We start from the raw sequence: 14,230 nt of genomic DNA, 5'->3' as shown, positions 1-14,230 counted from the left end.
TAAAAATTACTCATAAATCGTGCGTATTATCAAAAAAACGCGAGTTTTTTTTCAGTCCATCCCTAATCCCAGTCAATATATATTTTGCTTGCATTTTTCCATTTCCATCAAAAATACAAAAATATAAAAATGTAAATATAATTTTCAATGAAGCATTAAGAATCCAAGAAAATGGCACATGTTCAAACTTCCATAGCCAAATGGCGTTTCTTACTATTGTATAGTGTCTTTCCGGGGACCTATGCGGCATATTGCGCCAACCGAAAAACCAATAACGACATACTTTATCACCCATATAATGTATCAGATGGCTTTTGCTACATAAACCGTAGCATTTAAATCCTAAATATCTAACCCTCATATACCACTCTGTTTCCACGTGGTCTATAAAAAAATTTTCATAAAAAGAGCCGATAGTTTCCCAGTGCCTTAAAAAAATAAGACTACCCGACGAATTAAGAAATTCACATTTAATTAGATTTCCTAAATTAGTTTCACACCCAATTTTTTTCCAAACACCCCATTTAAGCAAAGCAAACTTGGCATAACTATTTGATCTAGGGTCGTACAAGCGTGGACCAACCGCCGCTGTTTGCGGCTCAGTCTTCGAAAGCAGATTTGCTGTGCCTAGCATTTCCTCAAGCAAACCATCCTGTGGGATACTATCCTGATCTAACAAAAGCGCGTATTTATGACTATCCTTTATCGCTTGATCGACCCCAATATTTAAGGCTTTGGCAATACCGTAGTTTGTTTCCAAACAAATCAACCTAATCCGATCAGAGTGCTGTTTAGCCAATTCCCTTACATAACCAGTCGACTCATTGGAATACCAATTATCTACAATATATATAGATACATGCGACTTCAACAATTGTGAAATCACCGAATAAAATATATTTCTATCTGGATTGTATGTGACTATTACGCAAGCTATCTCAGCTTTGACACTTTCCTTAACTTCAAAACTCATTTGTCTCGTATCGAATTTGACTCTCTGTATAAATTAACGAATTTACTAGAGATTGTTAGCCAATCGTAATCTTGTGCAGCTTTGCATGCCTTTATGCTCAAGGTCTCTCGGAAATTTTTATCGTTAAGTAGTTTTTCAATGGCGGCGGCAATTTCAATAGGTTTGCCTGGATTTACCAACAGCCCAGTTTCTCCATGAGCTATGACAGAGCTAATTCCGCCGACATTAGTTGTAATGATCGGTAAGCCGCTCGCCATCGCTTCCAATAACATTACCCCTTGACCTTCAGTATCGCCTTGGATATCGATAATGGACGGTGCAATAAAAATATCGGCAGCAGCGTAGTACCCAGGCAACTGCTGGTTCGGAATACGCCCCAAAAAACGAATCGAATTTACGTGTTGAATGTTCCTCGCCAAGCTTTCGAGTTTTTTACGCTCATATCCGTCACCGATAATCCACAATTCAGTTTGTTTTCGTAATATCTCTGGTAGCAACACATAGGCTCCCAGTAAATCGGCTACACCCTTTTTTTCCACTAAACGTCCGACAAACAACAGCACTAGTTTTTTCGGGCCATTTCCCATCAGCGTTCTTTCGCAATCTGCGCCTGCAAATTTCTTGCAGTCAATGCCCATCGGAATTATCTGTGGTTTGGGTAGATCAGAACCTACAGCAGCGGAAGTTGCACTAGTATTGCTGGTCCATGCCGAGCAATTTTTGACGGTCCAACGTTTTATAGCTCCGACAAAAACCCCCTTCAATGCAAAGGCGTCACCACCGTGCGCAGTAACGATTGCTGACACCCTAAATAATTTACTTAACAATACCGCCACTGTGCCTTGCGGAAAAATCCAGTGGGCGTGTATCAACGACGGCCGCTGGACAACCATAATCCAGGCCGCAGTCACAGTCATGGACATAATGAAAAAAGGCACCTGCAAAAACAGGCATGGCGCCGCCCGCAAGTTGGGTAAAATCCCCGAACCGTAGGCTAACATTTGTAGCTTACGCGGCCAAAAATAGCGAAAATGCTGGCAGACTATACCGTCAGGTTGCGTAGTGGCTTGGACTTCCGGATGATCAGGGGAAAGGATATGAAGACTAACTTTCTGGTTGGCCAGGGCTTCCGCTAAATAGCGCAAGAAAACCGAAGCACTGTCGTCTTTACTGCGAGGATAACTTGATGTCAGCCAAAGTACCTTGATAGGCTTATCCTTGGCTGACTGAGCACTCATACAGAGTCTTAGTGTTAACGCACCAAACTCAACAACACGCCCGCGGCCACGGCGGAGCCGATCACACCCGCTACGTTGGGTCCCATGGCGTGCATTAACAAAAAGTTATGCGGGTTGCTTTCCAAGCCTATTTTATTGGCTACCCTGGCTGCCATCGGCACGGCGGAAACACCGGCAGCGCCAATTAAAGGATTAATCGGCGTACTGCTGAAACGATTCATAATTTTTGCCATTATTACGCCACTGGCGGTACCGATAGAAAAAGCGACTGCGCCCAGGCCTAAAATACCCAGTGTCTCCATTTTTAAAAACGCCTCGGCGCTCAGCTTGGAGCCAACCGACAAACCCAGAAAGATCGTGACGATATTGATCAATTCGTTCTGCGCGGTTTTGCTCAACCTGTCCACCACGCCGCTGGCATTCATCAGATTACCCAAGCAAAACATGCCGACCAGCGGTGCCGCCGACGGCAGCAACATAGCGGTCAAAACCAGCAGCATTAATGGAAAAACGATTTTCTCCGCCTTGCTGACTACTCTGAGCTGCTGCATTTCTATCCGCCGTTCTTGCTCGCTAGTCAATGCGCGCATGATGGGCGGTTGAATCAAGGGCACCAATGCCATGTAAGAGTAAGCCGCCACGGCAATCGCCCCCAACAATTCAGGGGCCAATTTGGACGCTACATAGATCGCTGTCGGGCCGTCGGCACCGCCGATGATGGCAATGGCTGCGGCTTGCTTAAGCGTGAAATCCATGCCCGGAACCGCATTTAACGCCAGAGCGCCGAATAGAGTCGCAAAAATACCGAATTGCGCAGCGGCGCCCAAAAACAGGGTTTTGGGATTGGCAAGCATCGGTCCGAAATCGGTCATCGCTCCGACACCCATAAAAATCAGCAGCGGGAATATGCCGGCCTTGATACCGCCATACATATAGTAGAGGATACCGCCCTCGTCTATCATGCCGGCAACCGGGATATTACTCAGCACCGCACCAAAGCCTATGGGTAATAACAGTAAAGGCTCAAAGCCTTTCTTGATAGCCAGATACAACAATAAAAAACCCACCGCCATCATAATGACTTGCGGCCCGGTAACGTTATAAATACCCGTGCTTTCCCACAACAGTCTAAGATTTTCCATGGAGTATGTATTAAATCGGTTGTTTGATCAGAATCACTGATACCCGCGCCAGCCAGCAGCGTGGCGCGAATAGCTGATCAGAGGATTACTTAGATCTCGGCCCCAAGCTATAAGACCAAGACTACTTTTTAACGATAAGAATTATTACAAGGTGACCAATACATCGCCGACCGCCACGGAATCGCCCTGACGGACGTTTACCGCGCTGACGATACCGGCGACTTTGGCGCGGATCTCAGTTTCCATTTTCATCGCTTCCATAATCAAAACCACATCGCCTTCGGAGAGATGGGAACCGACATTGACATTGACTTTAAGCACCACGCCGGCCAGCGGCGATTCCACAAAGCCACTGCCACTAACGATAGGCGCGGTCGCTGCCAACATGGGGCCGCTGTCCAAAACGGACTGCACTGTAACCGGTTTAACAACTAAGTCGGCACCACCTGGCGCCACGGCTACGTGATAGTTTTTACCATCGACATTAACGGTATAAGTCTCAGCGACGCCGGGTTTCTGAGCAACTGCGGGCACCGCCGCTGCCACGCTCTCAGCCCCCGGCACAGGTTCAAAAGCCCCCGGGTTACCGCGGTTTTGAATGAACTTCCAGCCAATTTGCGCAAACAAGCCATCGATAAGAGCATCTTCTTCAACACTATCTGCCAGCTTCACACCTTCTGCCTCGGCTTTGGCTTTTACTTCGGCAATCAGTTTGTCCATCTCGGCTTCCAGCAAATCGGCTGGTCGGCACGTAATCGGCTCAGCGCCATTCAAAACGCGGGCCTGTAATGCTTTATCAACAGGTGCTGGCGTAGCCCCGTATTCGCCTTTCAGCACACCGGCGGTTTCCTTGCTGATGGTTTTATACCGCTCGCCGGCCAGTACGTTCAACACTGCCTGGGTGCCGACAATTTGCGAGGTGGGCGTGACCAGAGGGATATATCCCAGATCTTTACGCACCAACGGAATTTCCTGCATCACCGCATCGAAACGATCAGCGGCGCCCTGCTCGCGCAATTGACTTTCCATGTTGGTGAGCATGCCGCCCGGCACTTGCGAGACCAAAATCCGGCCATCGACGCCTTTCAGGCTGCCTTCAAATTGTGCATATTTTTTGCGGACTTCGCGGAAATAAGCGGCGATTTTTTCCAGCTTGATTAAATCCAGCCCGGTTTCGCGTTTTTGGCCGGCCATTGCAGCCACGATGGTTTCGGTAGGGCTGTGACCGTAGGTCATACTCAGCGACGAGATCGCCGTATCGAGATTATCTACACCTGCTTCGATGGCCTTGATATACGTACCCACACTCAAACCCGTGGTGGCATGGCATTGCATATGAATCGGAATCGCCACGGCTTTTTTCAGCTTGCTGATCAGCTCGTAAGCATCGTAAGGCGTCAGCAATCCGGCCATATCTTTGATGCAGATAGAATGCGCACCCATGTCCTCGATTTGCTTGCCTTGCTCGACCCATTTCTTGATCGTGTGCACCGGGCTGGTGGTGTACGAAATGGTACCTTGAGCATGGGCATCGGTATGTAGCACGGCTTTAATCGCACGTTCGATATTACGCATATCGTTCATCGCATCGAAAATCCGAAATACGTCTATACCGTTGACCACGCACCGTTCGACAAATTTGTCGACCACATCGTCGGCATAATGCCGGTAGCCTAAAATATTCTGGCCACGGAACAGCATTTGCTGCGGGGTTTTGGGCATGGCTTTTTTCAACAGACGTAAACGCTCCCAAGGATCTTCGCCCAAATAGCGAATGCAGGCATCAAAGGTGGCGCCTCCCCAAGACTCGATAGACCAGTATCCGATTTGATCAAGCTGCTCGCAAATCGGCAGCATGTCTTCGATACGTAGCCGGGTCGCCAGAATTGACTGATGGGCGTCACGTAATACCACCTCAGTAATTCCTAGGGGCTTATTTACCTTTTCCACTCTTTTCTCCTAAAGACGTTTTTGGGTCGATTACTGCTACCTTGTGGGTATGATTATCCGTGTTTATGTTTTTTGCGGTATTGATGTACAGCGGCGGTAATAGCAGCGATTACTGCCTTATCGTTCCCTGCCACGACAGGTTGATCCGAAAACTTGGCAGGCATTTCCGGAAAATAGCGGCGTACCAGTTTAGACATCACATTGATTGCCACAATCAACATGGCTAAAAATGCGTAGACCATACCCATGCCTATTAACATCAGCTCAATCCCTGAGGACAGCATTTCGTTCATGTGTTTCGTCCAAATGATTAAAACTGAGTTCATTATCGCCAAAACCGCCGGATTAAACAATCCTGAGCGGGGCGAAGGGTTTAATTGCCTTAGCCAGCGTAAGGCAAAACAGGATTCTTAGACTGTCGTTTGCTTAGTCTGACGCTAAGTGAAGAGCATGATCAATAGGAATGGACTGGCACCGGTCTATTAAACGGCCGATTGCAAATAATCCAACACTTCGGCGATGTGGGTTTTAACTTGGACCTTGCGCCATTCCTTGACCAACACGCCGTCTTCGTCGATTACGAAAGTGCTGCGCTCTATGCCTCGCACTTGCTTGCCGTACATGCTTTTCATTTTGATGACATCAAATAAATTGCAAAGGCTCTCATCCTGGTCAGATAGCAAATCGAACGGAAACTCCTGTTTGCATTTAAAGCCTTCGTGCATTTTCACGCTGTCACGCGATACACCGAGAATAACGGCATTTAATTGATTGAACTGTTCGATATTATCCCTAAAGCCTTGACCTTCCTGGGTACAGCCGGGGGTGTTGTCCTTGGGATAAAAATATAAAACGACTTTTTTGCCGCGATAATCGCTCAGTTTGACGGTTTTTTCACCGGTAGCGGCAATTTCGAAATCGGGAACGGCGGAGCCGAGAGTGGCTAAAGTCATCAGATCACCTTTTGATGGGTTCAAGAATAGCGTCGATATTCAAACTGTCGCAAAAATCCAGAAATTCTTCACGCAGCGATAAAATTCGTACTTCCGGCGGCACCAGCAATACATATTTTGTGGAAAACACCGGTGTGTTAAAAAATGCCGCTTGATGGCGGCTGGCCGTGACTTCTTCAATACAAATGCCTCTTTCCAACAAAAACGATGTGACCGCGAACAGCACGTCGTTCTTATCCATGGAAATGGTTTCTAAAGTATAAGGAACCCCCTCCAATACCGGCGGCATTTCATCCGGCCGTAAAAAACTCATCTGAATTTCGAATCGAATTTTTATCGCTTCCAGCATGCCTTCCAGCTTGGCAATATGATTCCAATTGCCGGCAATCAGCACGTAAGCCGCAGTGATTTGCGTCAGATTGGACGTCCGCAGCTCCACCACGCTGCATTGACAGGCACTCAGCGCCGACAGGATTTCCGCGATAAAACCGTTGGACTTGTTGCCCAACACTGTGATTGCAAGTTGCATAAAATAAGTCCTTGATTACGCCTAGCGCAGTGTAACATCAACACTGCGAAAAGCAGAACCGCGACCAAGCAATCCCGACTACTGTGAATCTATATCGGTAATCACCGCGTGATTATCGAAGTGTACCGTTACTTTCTTGCTGGCTCGCGCCGCCGTTACCAGGGTCTCATCGACTTTAAACGCGACCGCCAACTGTTGATCCGTTACGGGGGCGGTGCGCTTCGGCGCGACGCTGGAATGCAGCCAGGACAAATACAAGGTCCAAAACAACCAGATACCGGCAATGATCACCACAATCTCGCCGTACAACTGCAATAATTCCAACAGCGTTTTATACCCGCCGAACCAGCGAATCTCGTCGGACAAGCTTTTCAAACCCATCAGCCAGGCACTGAGCGTAAACAAGGGCCACAAAAAGTACAGCCAAAGTATCCAGCTTAATAGCGACATAAACGCCGAACCGCATTTTTGTTGGAAACTTTGCAAATGCGGTTGGTTGATGATGATGTCTTTCATTTTTGCCTCAGGCCTCTATCCAAAGTCACCCACACCGCACGCTGGCCGCGCTTTTTGCGTAACGCCTTGATGCAACCGTTAATCGTGGTGCCAACGTTGATCAGCCAGTAGATAATCGGATACCAGATCATCCAGTAGTAATGCTGCGCGGAGCCGCCGCTTTTGCGCTCATAACTGGAATCGATGGTCAAACTGACCGCGAACTGAATCAAACAGGTGACGCACAACAACATACTGGTCCAATGCGGCGACAAATCCTCCAAAGCATCCTGAGGTTCGCTGCTAAGCCACTCGAACGGCACCAGCGCCAGCATCGCCACCACCAGAAACGCCCAGGTCAGGCTGATACAGCATTCCAGATACAGCAGCCACATACCACGCGAACGCCAGCTAAACAGCGCCCGGAAATAACGTAACAACACCTCGACCCCGCCCTGCGCCCAGCGACTACGCTGCTTCCACAAGCCGTTTAGCGTCTCCGGCATCAATACCCAGCACAAGGCATTCGGCTCAAACCGAATCGCCCAGCCGGCCAGCTGCAATTTCCAGCTGATGTCGATGTCCTCGGTCACCATATCCGGACTCCAATAGCCGACATCGTGCAACGCGGTTTTTCTAAATCCGGCAATCACCCCGGAAATGGTAAACACATGACCATAGGAACGCTGCGCCCGCTTGATCATACCGACGATGGCGGAAAACTCCCCCACCTGAATCTTGCCCAACAAGGTGGAACGGTTGCGGATACGTGGATTGCCGGTTACCGCGCCGACATGTGGATCTTCCAGAAAATGTCGGACGATCCAGGCCGTGGCATTCGGCGCCAGTAAGGCATCGCCGTCGATACCGATCAAAATTTCGCTATTGGCTAATAATGCTGCGGTACGTAAACCCACCGCCTTACCTTGATTGCTGGCCAAATTGACCACCCGAATTTTAGGGTGCTGGTCGGCCAACTCATGCAAAATCTCCAGCGTGTTGTCCTTGCTGCCGTCGTTAATCGCGATGATTTCATAATTGGGATATTGCTGATGCAGCAAGTATTCGATGGTCTCCCGGACGTTCTCGCCCTCGTTATAACAAGGGATCAGAATCGATACGGACGGATATTCGGACAACTCGGGCAGATCGGACAAAACATTGCCGCGATTCCGCTCCCAACGAAAGTAATAAATCATGCCCCCCAACATCCAGACATAGGCCATGAGTAGCGGATAATAAAACACAAAGCGCGACAACCATTCGTTGAATTGCCACCAGGGTACTTCCTGCAAATTTTCCTGGGTGATTAACCACCAGTCGATAAATTGCTGTACCCACGCTTGGTCTATCAAGTTCTCCATTTATCGCTTAATCCTTTTTGGAAACCGGAAAGAATTTTTTCAGCTCCGCCAACTTCGGCTGATCGTTAAACACGTTATCCGGATAGTAACCAATGTGTTTAGCGCCGCGCTTTTTCAATAACTCGAATTGCTCGGTAAAAATAGGCATGGGAATATCTTGCTTGGTTTTCCAGTTAACCGCCTGCAATTCGAACACCATCTTGTCCAAGCCACCCGGATATTGCGCGGTCTTTTCGACTAACTCTATCAACCACTGCTTGGGATTTTCGGCTTCTTCCATAAAGGGCATCGCCTCGACCGCCACATAGTCGTAATGCTTTAAAAATGCCGGGAAAGACTGCGCATACCATTCTTCGCTATACGGCTTTAACAACGGCAGGGAGTAAAAATTGCGGGCGGTTTTAATATAAGGCCGATAGAACCTGACCTTGTCGGCCAAATAATCGGTGAACTGACCAATCAACTCGGTTTTATGCTGCGCCCAGCGCAAGCGTAACTCGCTAGACGCATGAATGGTATCGAACTCGGCCGGCATCCCCCACACATTGCGGCTAAACTCCATCGCCAGCGGCGACACGTCTTCAAAATCCGACAAGATCCCGTCGTCATGAAACAGAATGCCGTTAAAGTCACAATGCTTAGCCAGGTCTTCGTAAATTTCGCCGACAAACTGCCGCGCTTCCGGGTTAAACGGCGACAAACGGGTATAAATATGTCTGGATAACTGCGGCTCGCCGTCGCGCCATTCTTTCACGTACCATTTCAACGGCACATCGGCTTTGTAAGCCATGATCGGCATCCAGGCATATACTCTGACGCCGGCTCGCGTACGCAACTGCAAAGTTACATGATTGAACATGTCGCGGCGCACCGGCAAATGCCGATTGGGGAAATACAGTTTATCGGCGTTACCGTCGCCGTCCGGGTCGGAATAGGCTTGCAGATAAACGGTATTGGCTCCGCTGGCTTTAATTCTCTCTACTACCAGGGCCAAATTCTTCTCGGTCTGTTCCTCGTCATCGTCGTAGATATAGTCCATATCCACGTGCGCTACCCGCAGCTCCTGGCCGACCCGCTGATTTTTGACGATTTCGCCGAACTGTTTGGCATTGACGTCATCGGTGATCATCATGCGCTTCATCACGTACGCATCAGCCAGAGTATTGGCACCGTCGTTCAGGCCCATGGTCAAACGCATACCCGCCAATTTCGTGGCTTCCAGCGCAATCGCGTTAAATTCGCCGTAAGGCCACACCATCACCCGCGGCCGTTTGCCCAATATCTGAAACAAACGCTCGGAGCTTTTATCCACTTCCTGGAAAATCCGTTTACGATAGTCTTCGTCTTTCTCGTATTCGTCGTATTCGTTGCTGTACAAACGCGAAGTGACCGCGCTTTGCTGATTGCCTTGCGGATTGGCGACGATACCGTGATGTAAATCATAGGTGTGCGAAGCAATCTCGACCAGACCGCTCTCGGCCACTTCACGAATCTGCGCAGGCGTCATTAGCGGTTTAACGCCGGGCACATTTTGCTGCTCCAGCCAAGAACCTACTACCGCCAAGGTGGCCGGATATTTGTATTTTTTCAGCAAGGGCATGGCCCGGGTATAAAAACTCAGGTAGCCGTCGTCAAAGGTCAACATCACGGCTTTAGTCGGTAACACCTTGTCGCCCTTCATGCAATCCAGCAAATCCTGGACGCTGATGACGTGAAAGTTGTTCTGCTTCAACCAGGCAAAATGATCGGCAAGATGGTCTTTGTTGACCGCGATCCGATCAAACGGCGGCACCCGCTCTTCTTCTTCGAGAATGTCGTGATAATTCAATACTAGAAAGCTGGAGTTACCCGAATCAGCGGCCAGCAAGGGCCCTGTGAACAAACAGAAAAAGACAAAAATTACACGGGCAACAAAGTGCATATTCATTAATTTAAAGCGGGAAAAGAGACTGGAAACAGCTGGTTCTCAGTGTTAAAAAAGACCAGAATTGGACGGCGCATTTTACCCGAATCATAAGGCTTGGCCTGTTTTATTTGTCCGTGCGACACACTGTCGCAGGCATGGTCAAACATTAAAACCAGCCTGCGACTAAGGCCGTCAACTCCAGTTTAACCACGCCCATGACAAAAAGCTCGAACGTCATCCGCCCCACAAACTTCATAATGTTCGGAAAAAACTGGTTATGATTGAATAAAAAACCTCATCCAGTCCACCAACCGATTAACTCGACGTATGGCGGGCCAGTACACCACCCCTGGAGAATTCATGCAAAAAACCTCGCTAGCAAATCATTGGCGGCAAGACCTGACTGCCGGCTTTTTGGTGTTTCTGATCGCCTTGCCCTTGTGTCTAGGCATCGCTGTCGCCTCCGGCTTTCCGCCCATGGCCGGCATCATATCCGCCATCGTCGGCGGCTTGCTGGTATCGCGGATCGGCGGCGCGCAATTAACCATCACCGGCCCGGCAGCCGGTTTGATAGTGGTAATTCTGACCTCGGTGCAAACCCTGGGCGACGGCGATGCAATGGCCGGCTACCGCTACACTTTGGCGGCAATCGTCGTCGCCGGCGCTCTGCAAACCGTGTTGGGTTATTCCAAAGCCGGCCGGCTGGCGGCGTTTTTCCCGGCCTCGGTGGTACACGGCATGCTGGCGGCGATCGGCATTATCATCATCAGCAAACAATTACCGGTCATGGCCGGCGTGCAAAGCCAAGGCGCCAGCATCCTGTCCGGCATAGCCGCGTTGCCGCACAGTCTGATTTACTTTATGCCGCAAATCGGCTTGATCGCGCTGGCCGGCATCGTGGTGCTGATCGGCTGGCCGCACATCCAGCAACCCTTGTTGCGCAAGATTCCGGCACCTATCATCGTCATCGCTTCCGGCATCCTGCTCGGCCATCTGTTCCATCTGGATCAATTGCAACCGGGAGACGCGTTTGTCGTCCCCAAAGACATCCTATTTGCGCCGCACTTTCTGGTGACTTTCCCGGACAGCCTGCTAGCTAGTTTCTATCTGCCGGATTTCGACAAACTGAGCGCGTTTGCTTTTTGGGAAAGCGTGGTGTCAATCTGTCTGGTAGGCAGCCTGGAAAGCCTGCTCAGCGCCGCAGCCGTTGACAAGCTCGATCCGGAAAAACGCTACTCCGACTTAAACAAGGAGTTGCGCGCAGTCGGCATCGGCAACGTGGTGTCCGGCATGATAGGCGGCTTGCCGATGATTGCGGAAATCGTCCGTAGCTCGGCCAACATCGACGCCGGCGGCCGCAGCAGCTGGGCCAATTTCTTTCACGGTGGCTTCGTACTGCTATTTGTCGTGTTGTTTCCGGATTTGATTTCGACAATACCGTTGGCTTCGCTGGCCGCGCTACTGGTCTATACCGGCTTTAGACTGGCTTCGCCGCAAGCCTTTGCCAAAAGCATGGACTTGGGCAAGGAACAGCTGGCTTTGTTCGTGATTACCATCTTCGCAATATTGGCCAGCAACTTGTTGATCGGCGTGCTGATAGGCATCGCCGCTAAATTGTTGCTGCACATCGGTCGCGGCGTGTCTTTGGGTAACCTGCTATCCATATCTTATAAAATGCAAGCCAACGGGCCGAACAGCTGGATTATTAAAGTCAGTGGCGCGGCGCTGTTCTCCAACTTTCTGGCGTTAAAAAGCCAAGTCGCCAGCCTGGCCGACGGCCAAACCGTGATCTTCGATTTAAGCGCCACCGACTTGATCGACCACACCGTGATGGAGTTTATCGCCCATTACCGAGAAGACTACATCGCTCGCGGCGGCCGTTGCGAAATTCATGGCCTAGCCGATCTGGAATCCCTGGGCGACCATGCTTTAGCCGCTAGACAGCGCAGATAAATATAGGGCGCCTCAAAAAATTAGTATCTCTTCAGCGCAAAGGACCGCAGATCCTCTCCAGCGGGAGAGGCAGGGTGAGGGGAATCAAAATAAGGCACTTTGCCAGTTTAATTCTCCTCACCCCAGCCCTCTCCATCAGGAGAGGGGACATGCTTTCGGCGGCTTGCCGGGTTTTGCGATTTGCTGAATAGTTACACCTATTCTTACTATCTAAAAACCACCCAACATGACCGAAGCCACCATCATCTGCCCCAATTGCAGCACGCAAGTACCGTTGACGGAATCGCTAGCCGCGCCATTACTCGCCGCCACCCGCAAACAATTCGAACAGCAGCTGCAACAAAAAGACCAAGCCATCGCCCTGCGCGAACAAGGCATCAAGGATCAGGAAAAACAACTGGCGGAGGCCAAACGCGGCCTGGACGATCAAGTCGCGCAGCAAGTCGCCAAACAATTGCAAGCCGAGCGTCAGCGTGTAATCGAGGAAGAAACCCGCAAAGCCAAACAGGCTGCCGCCGCCGAACTGGAGCACAAAAGCCGGGAGCTAGCCGAACTGAACGAAGTATTGAAAGTCCGCGACGCCAAACTCGCCGAAGCCCAGCAAGCCCAAGCCGAGCTAATCAAAAAGCAGCGCGAACTGGACGACGCCAAGCGCGAGCTAGAACTGACCATCGAAAAACGCGTACAAACCAATCTGGCCGAAGTGCGCAACCAAGCCAAACGTGAAGCCGAGGAAGGCCTGAAACTGCGGGTAATGGAAAAAGACCAAACCATCGCCTCCATGCAGAAAAAAATCGAAGAACTGAAACAAAAAATCCGAACAAGGCTCACAGCAATTGCAAGGTGAAGTACAGGAACTGGAGCTGGAAAACCTGCTGCGCGCCAAGTTTCCGTTCGACAATATCGAGCCGGTCGCCAAGGGCGAATTCGGCGGCGACCTGCTGCAACGCGTGGTCGGCGGCTCAGGCCAGTCCGCCGGCAGCATCCTTTGGGAAGCCAAGCGCACCAAAAATTGGAGCGACGGCTGGTTGGTAAAACTGCGCGAAGACCAACGCAACGCCAAGGCCGATATCGCCGTCCTGGTCAGCCACGCCCTGCCCAAAGGCGTGGACAGCTTCGAAGTGATAGACGGCATCTGGGTCACCGCCCCGCGCGCCGCCTTGCCGGTCGCCACCGTGCTGCGCCACACCCTGCTGGAAGTCGGCATGGCCCGCCTCGTCGCCGAAGGCCAACACGGCAAAACCGAGATGGTCTACCAATACCTGACCGGCCCCCGCTTCCGCCACCGCGTGGAAGCCATCGTCGAAGCCTTCTCCACCATGCAGGAAGACCTGGACAAGGAACGCAAAGCCATCACCAAACAATGGGCTAAGCGCGAAGCGCAAATCGAACGGGTGATGAACGCTACGGTGGGCATGTACGGTGATTTGCAGGGCATCGCCGGCAAGTCTTTGCAGGAAATTGAAGGTTTGGAAATGCGGGCGCTTGGAATGGATGATGAGTTGGACTGAGCTATCGACCAGCCGGTCGATCTGGTTTCGTCTGGTTCCCAAGCTCCGGCTTGGGAACCCCGGCCTTGGAAGCTCCAGCTTCCAGTCTGTTTGTAGATAGGAAGCTAAAGCTTCCGAGATAGCATTCCCAAGCTGGAGCTTGGGAGCTAGAGAAATTCACAAAATTGACCCGAATATAAAACCATGTTTATACTCGCGTTTAAACATTTCAGAGAA

The 14,230-nt window shown here is 50.4% G+C and carries 13 protein-coding genes; 3 read left to right on the top strand and 10 right to left on the bottom strand.

Annotation, left to right across the window (positions count from 1 at the left end):
- Positions 1-10: 10 nt before the first annotated feature.
- From METH11B_RS0125430 to pgaB, 10 genes are all read right to left on the bottom strand, one after another.
- Positions 11-973 carry a glycosyltransferase family 2 protein gene (locus tag METH11B_RS0125430; protein ID WP_026604454.1) on the bottom strand — a complete coding sequence of 321 codons (963 nt, stop codon included), beginning with the start codon at positions 971-973 and terminating at the stop codon, positions 11-13.
- Positions 970-2,211 (bottom strand): glycosyltransferase family 4 protein, encoded by a 1,242-nt coding sequence (locus METH11B_RS0125425; protein WP_026604453.1) that lies wholly within the window; start codon positions 2,209-2,211, stop codon positions 970-972. The genes METH11B_RS0125430 and METH11B_RS0125425 overlap by 4 nt, the downstream gene beginning before the upstream one ends.
- A gap of 14 nt (positions 2,212-2,225) precedes the next feature.
- Positions 2,226-3,353, bottom strand: a complete 1,128-nt coding sequence (locus tag METH11B_RS0125420) for a sodium ion-translocating decarboxylase subunit beta (RefSeq protein WP_026604452.1) — start codon at positions 3,351-3,353, stop codon at positions 2,226-2,228.
- A 144-nt stretch (positions 3,354-3,497) separates the two neighbouring features.
- Positions 3,498-5,303: a sodium-extruding oxaloacetate decarboxylase subunit alpha gene (gene oadA, locus METH11B_RS0125415; RefSeq protein WP_036276451.1), complete on the bottom strand. Its 1,806-nt coding sequence runs from the start codon at positions 5,301-5,303 to the stop codon at positions 3,498-3,500.
- A 53-nt stretch (positions 5,304-5,356) separates the two neighbouring features.
- Positions 5,357-5,596 carry an OadG family protein gene (locus METH11B_RS0125410; protein ID WP_026604450.1) on the bottom strand — a complete coding sequence of 80 codons (240 nt, stop codon included), beginning with the start codon at positions 5,594-5,596 and terminating at the stop codon, positions 5,357-5,359.
- Positions 5,597-5,785: 189 nt separating this feature from the next.
- Positions 5,786-6,256, bottom strand: coding sequence for a peroxiredoxin (locus tag METH11B_RS0125405; RefSeq protein WP_026604449.1), 471 nt, complete (start codon positions 6,254-6,256; stop codon positions 5,786-5,788).
- Between the two features lie 4 nt (positions 6,257-6,260).
- A complete protein-coding gene (locus METH11B_RS0125400; RefSeq protein WP_020482067.1) occupies positions 6,261-6,785 on the bottom strand; it encodes a glycine cleavage system protein R in 525 nt (174 codons plus the stop codon).
- A 78-nt stretch (positions 6,786-6,863) separates the two neighbouring features.
- Positions 6,864-7,301, bottom strand: coding sequence for a poly-beta-1,6-N-acetyl-D-glucosamine biosynthesis protein PgaD (gene pgaD, locus METH11B_RS0125395; RefSeq protein WP_026604448.1), 438 nt, complete (start codon positions 7,299-7,301; stop codon positions 6,864-6,866).
- Positions 7,298-8,644 carry a poly-beta-1,6-N-acetyl-D-glucosamine synthase gene (pgaC, locus tag METH11B_RS0125390; protein WP_026604447.1) on the bottom strand — a complete coding sequence of 449 codons (1,347 nt, stop codon included), beginning with the start codon at positions 8,642-8,644 and terminating at the stop codon, positions 7,298-7,300. The genes pgaD and pgaC overlap by 4 nt, the downstream gene beginning before the upstream one ends.
- A 7-nt stretch (positions 8,645-8,651) precedes the next feature.
- Positions 8,652-10,511: a poly-beta-1,6-N-acetyl-D-glucosamine N-deacetylase PgaB gene (pgaB, locus tag METH11B_RS0125385; RefSeq protein ID WP_231499674.1), complete on the bottom strand. Its 1,860-nt coding sequence runs from the start codon at positions 10,509-10,511 to the stop codon at positions 8,652-8,654.
- 399 nt (positions 10,512-10,910) lie between these two features.
- Between pgaB and METH11B_RS0125370 the strand changes: the two genes are divergently transcribed.
- The 3 genes from METH11B_RS0125370 (at position 10,911) to METH11B_RS29905 (ending at position 14,014) form a co-directional block, all read left to right on the top strand.
- Positions 10,911-12,503, top strand: coding sequence for a SulP family inorganic anion transporter (locus tag METH11B_RS0125370; RefSeq protein WP_026604445.1), 1,593 nt, complete (start codon positions 10,911-10,913; stop codon positions 12,501-12,503).
- 226 nt (positions 12,504-12,729) lie between these two features.
- Entirely contained in the window at positions 12,730-13,350 is a 621-nt protein-coding gene (locus tag METH11B_RS29910) for a hypothetical protein (RefSeq protein ID WP_026604444.1), read from the top strand.
- A complete protein-coding gene (locus tag METH11B_RS29905) occupies positions 13,340-14,014 on the top strand; it encodes a DUF2130 domain-containing protein (RefSeq protein ID WP_026604443.1) in 675 nt (224 codons plus the stop codon). Before METH11B_RS29910 ends, METH11B_RS29905 begins: the two co-directional genes overlap by 11 nt.
- The last annotated feature ends 216 nt before the right edge of the window (positions 14,015-14,230 follow it).

It is taken from the genome of Methylomonas sp. 11b, from assembly GCF_000515215.1.
Classification (GTDB): domain Bacteria; phylum Pseudomonadota; class Gammaproteobacteria; order Methylococcales; family Methylomonadaceae; genus Methylomonas.
This window is presented reverse-complemented; position numbering and strand designations above follow the sequence as displayed.